The sequence below is a fragment of the Streptomyces sp. RP5T genome (assembly GCF_003933965.1).
In the GTDB taxonomy this organism is placed as follows: domain Bacteria; phylum Actinomycetota; class Actinomycetes; order Streptomycetales; family Streptomycetaceae; genus Streptomyces.
Map to the genome: position 1 here is coordinate 1 of NZ_RSAJ01000719.1, position 3,818 is coordinate 3,818.

The following is a 3,818-nucleotide window of genomic DNA, read 5'->3' on the forward strand; positions in this document are numbered from 1 at the left end:
GCCGAGGCGAGCGCCTCCGCCGCCCCCTGCGCGGCCGTCCGCCGGCGGCCGTGGACCAGGACGAAGTCCACCCGCCCGAGCTCCGGCAGCCCGAAGCGCTCGGGCACCCGCACCAGCCCCGGCGGCACCAGCCCCTGGGAGTGCGCCATCACCCCGAGGCCGGCCCGCGCCGCGGCGATCAGTCCGTTCAGGCTGCCGCTGGTGCACACGATCCGCCACTCCCGCCCCTGCCGCTCCAGCGCCTCCAGGGCCAGCGTCCGGGTGATCCCCGGCGGCGGATAGACGATCAGCGGCACCGGGCGGTCCGTGTCCGGGCGCAGCCGCTCCGCGCCGATCCACACCAGCCGGTCGTGCCACACCAGCTCGCCCCGGGGATCCTCCGGGCGCCGTTTGGCCAGCACGAGGTCCAGCTTCCCGGCGGCCAGCTGCTCGTGCAGGGTGCCCGACAGCTCGACCGTGAGCTCCAGGTCCACCTCGGGGTGGTCGTACCGGAAGCCCTCCAGGATCTCCGGCAGCCGGGTGAGCACGAAGTCCTCCGACGCGCCGAAGCGCAGCCGCCCCCGCAGCCGCGTGCCCGTGAAGAACGCCGTCGCCTGGTCGTGCACCTCCAGGATCCGCCGCGCGAACCCCAGCATCGCCTCGCCGTCCTCCGTCAGCTCCACGGAGTGGGTGTCCCGGCTGAACAGCTGCCGCCCGGCGGCCTCCTCCAGCCGCCGCACGTGCTGGCTCACCGTCGACTGGCGCAGCCCCAGCCGCCGGGCGGCCTGCGTGAAACTCAGGGTCTGCGCCACCGCCAGGAACGTCCGCAACTGCGACGGGTCGTACATGACCCCGAGATTATCGCGGAACGTGATAACAGTCAGAGTGGTATGCGGGATTCCCGATCAAGGAGTGAGAGAGGACGATGGAGGGGGACCCTCCGCCCCGAGGGAGGTGTCCGTCATGAGCCCGTACCGTCGTCGAACACGAGCAAGTGGAGCACCGTGAAGCGCCTGAAGTGGCCGGCCTGGATGCCGGTCGACCCGTACATCCTGCTGCTGCTCGGCACCGTGGCCCTCGCGGCCCTCGTACCGGCACGCGGGACCTCGGCGGACGTGGCCTCCGGAGCCTCCACGGCGGCGATCGCCTTCCTCTTCTTCCTGTACGGCGCCCGCCTGTCCACCCGTGAGGCCCTGGACGGCCTGAGGCACTGGCGCCTCCACGTCACGGTCCTCGCCTGTACGTTCGTGATCTTCCCGCTGCTGGGTCTGGCCGCCCGCGGACTCGTGCCGGTCTTCCTGACCGACCCGCTCTACCAGGGCCTGCTCTTCCTCACCCTGGTCCCCTCCACCATCCAGTCCTCCATCGCCTTCACCTCGATCGCCCGCGGCAACGTGCCCGCCGCGATCTGTGCCGGCTCCTTCTCCTCCCTGGTCGGCATCGTCGTCACCCCGCTCCTCGCGGCCGCCCTGCTCGGCAGCAGCGGCGGCGGGTTCTCGGCGGACTCGCTCCTGAAGATCGTGCTCCAGCTGCTCGTGCCGTTCCTGGCGGGCCAGTTGACGCGCCGCTGGATCGGCGCCTTCGTCGCCCGGCACAAGAAGATCCTCGGCCTCGTCGACCGCGGGTCGATCCTGCTGGTCGTCTACACCGCGTTCAGTGAGGGCATGGTCCAGGGCATCTGGCACCAGGTGAGCCCGCTCCGGCTCGGTGGGCTCATGATCGTCGAGGCCGTCCTGCTCGCCCTGATGCTCGCCCTGAGCTGGTACGGCGCCAAGGCGCTGCGCTTCGGCCGCGAGGACCGCATCGCCATCCAGTTCGCCGGCTCGAAGAAGTCCCTCGCCTCCGGACTGCCCATGGCCAGCGTCCTGTTCGGCGCGCACGCCTCGCTCGCCGTGCTGCCGCTGATGCTCTTCCACCAGATGCAGCTGATGGTCTGCGCGGTGATCGCCAAGCGCCGCTCGCACGACCCCGTCACGGAGGAGCCCGGGAAGGTCAGCGCGGCCGGGTCAGCCGCAGCGTCACGAACCGCGGTCGGTACAACGACACGTTCCGGCTGAGCTCGGCCGAAGCCAGGCTCGTCTCCAGCCAGTTGACGTCGTAGCTGAGCACCAGCCGGCCCCCTCCGCTGAGTTCGGGGTGCGCCTGCGGGTTGTAGGCGGCGACCTGACCGGAGGGCAGGGACGGCGTGAAGTCCTCCTCCGGACCGTGCCACGGCCCGGTGGGGGAGCAGGACCAGTACGAGGTCACCGCCGCGAGCCCCTTCGTCCCCGCGGCCATCGTGAACAGCACGTACGTCCCGTCCTGCCGTACGACGGAGAAGGCACTGCCCACCCCGGTGCGCCGCCCGTCCCCGAGCACCGGGCGCGGACGGGCGCCGGTCGTCCACCGCGAGCCGTCCCAGTACTCCCAGGCGCCCGGCTCGGCCAGCCCGCCCCTCGGCACCCGGGCCACATGGGCCGAGGAGACCGGACGGGACGCGGCCCGGCCGTCGTCGCCGCCGAAGACGTACGTCCACTCGCCGTCCTCGACCAGCGTGGTTCCGAACAGCACCCGCCGGGACGGGTCCTGGACCCGCTGCTCGTCCAGGATCCTCGTGACCGACTCGACGCGCAGGCCGGGCAGCGAGAGCGTGGCGACCTCGGTGGCGGTCGGGACGCCGTAGATCCACGGGGACGGGCCCGCCGTCCGCACCCACAGCAGCACCCTGACGACCTGCTCGTCCGAGCCGGGGGAGCGGGGTTCGACACGGGCGGCGACCGGCCAGCGCCACTGGTTCGGAGCGGGGTCCGGGAACAGGGGGGCCGGAAGGGTGGCCTCCAGGTGGCCGCCGCGCATCAGCACCGCCGAGTTGCGCACCAGGGGCGCGGTGGTGTCGCGCCAGGCGTGCGACTCGCCGAACGGGTTGGGCGGGCCGTACACCTGGCCGAGATAGGTGTCGGAGAACAGCCACAGCAGCCGCCCGTCGGGCAGCCGCACCGAGTGGGTGCCGTCGCCGCCCGTCCAGTCGTCGGCGCGGGCGCCGTCGTCGCCGTAGCGGGCGAACTCACCGGTGAGACGGTCCTGTGCCGACCAGGAGCCGACGGTCAGCGGCGCGCAGTCGCCGCCGTTCCGCCCGCCGCCGCCGGGGAGGGCGGTGAGCAGCACGGCTGCGAGCACCAGCGCCAGCAGCAGACCGACGCCGGTGCCGGTGCGCTGTCGTGCTCGTGCGTCCTCGGGCACGGGTCGCGACGTTAGCGGCTGCCGTCCACCCGGTCCATGGGCAGCCACAGGACGCTGTCGGCGGAGCCGGCGTGCGCGCCGGTGACCTCCGCGTCGGTCAGGGCCCGCCCCCACACCCGGACTTCGTCGATCGCTCCGGTGAAGTGGGCCCGGCCGTCCACGCGTTGCCCGATGTGCACACCGAACGGCGCGTTGCGGCTGACCGATCCCGGCACGTCCGGTACGCCGGTCGCCGTACCGTCGACGAACAGGGTCAGCCGGCCTCCGCCCCGGCGCAGGACCAGATGATGCCACCGCCCGTCGTTCCAGGCGCCGTCCGCGCTCACCGTCGCGGTCCGCACGGCCGTCGCACCCTCCCGCACGGTGATCAGCCCGCGCACCCGCCCGTCCGCCGGCTCCCCGCGCAGCCACACCTGCGGTTGGGTGGTGCCCACGCCGCCCATCCACAGCAGCGGCTGCTCCCCGGACGCGGCCGTGTACCGGAACCACAGGGACGCGGTGAAGTCCCGTGCACCGAGCGGGAGTTCCTCGCGGTACGGAAGGCGTACGGCGTCGTCGGCGCCGTCGAACCCCAGGGCGCCGCCGATGACCCCGGTCCGCTCACGGGCGCCGCCGAGCAC

Annotated in this window: 4 protein-coding genes; 1 reads left to right on the forward strand and 3 read right to left on the reverse strand. The window is 73.1% G+C overall.

Going from position 1 to position 3,818, the window contains the following annotated elements; all coding sequences use genetic code 11:
- Positions 1–827, reverse strand: an 827-nt coding sequence (locus EHS43_RS39795) for a LysR substrate-binding domain-containing protein (RefSeq protein ID WP_125195429.1), incomplete at its 3' end; no start/stop codon positions are given.
- Between the two features lie 183 nt (positions 828–1,010).
- On the opposite strand from EHS43_RS39795, the gene EHS43_RS39800 reads away from it, so the two are divergent.
- Positions 1,011–2,036 (forward strand): bile acid:sodium symporter family protein, encoded by a 1,026-nt coding sequence (locus EHS43_RS39800; RefSeq protein WP_185806611.1) that lies wholly within the window; start codon positions 1,011–1,013, stop codon positions 2,034–2,036.
- On the opposite strand, the gene EHS43_RS39805 is transcribed toward EHS43_RS39800, so the two are convergent.
- The gene (locus tag EHS43_RS39805) at positions 1,972–3,198 is read right to left on the reverse strand and encodes a DUF4185 domain-containing protein (protein WP_125195431.1); all 1,227 of its coding nucleotides are present in this window, start codon (positions 3,196–3,198) and stop codon (positions 1,972–1,974) included. The two genes, EHS43_RS39800 and EHS43_RS39805, sit on opposite strands and share 65 nt — an antisense overlap.
- Before the next feature lie 11 nt (positions 3,199–3,209).
- The coding region (locus EHS43_RS39810; RefSeq protein ID WP_148104225.1) for a LamG domain-containing protein at positions 3,210–3,818 on the reverse strand (609 nt) is incomplete at its 5' end.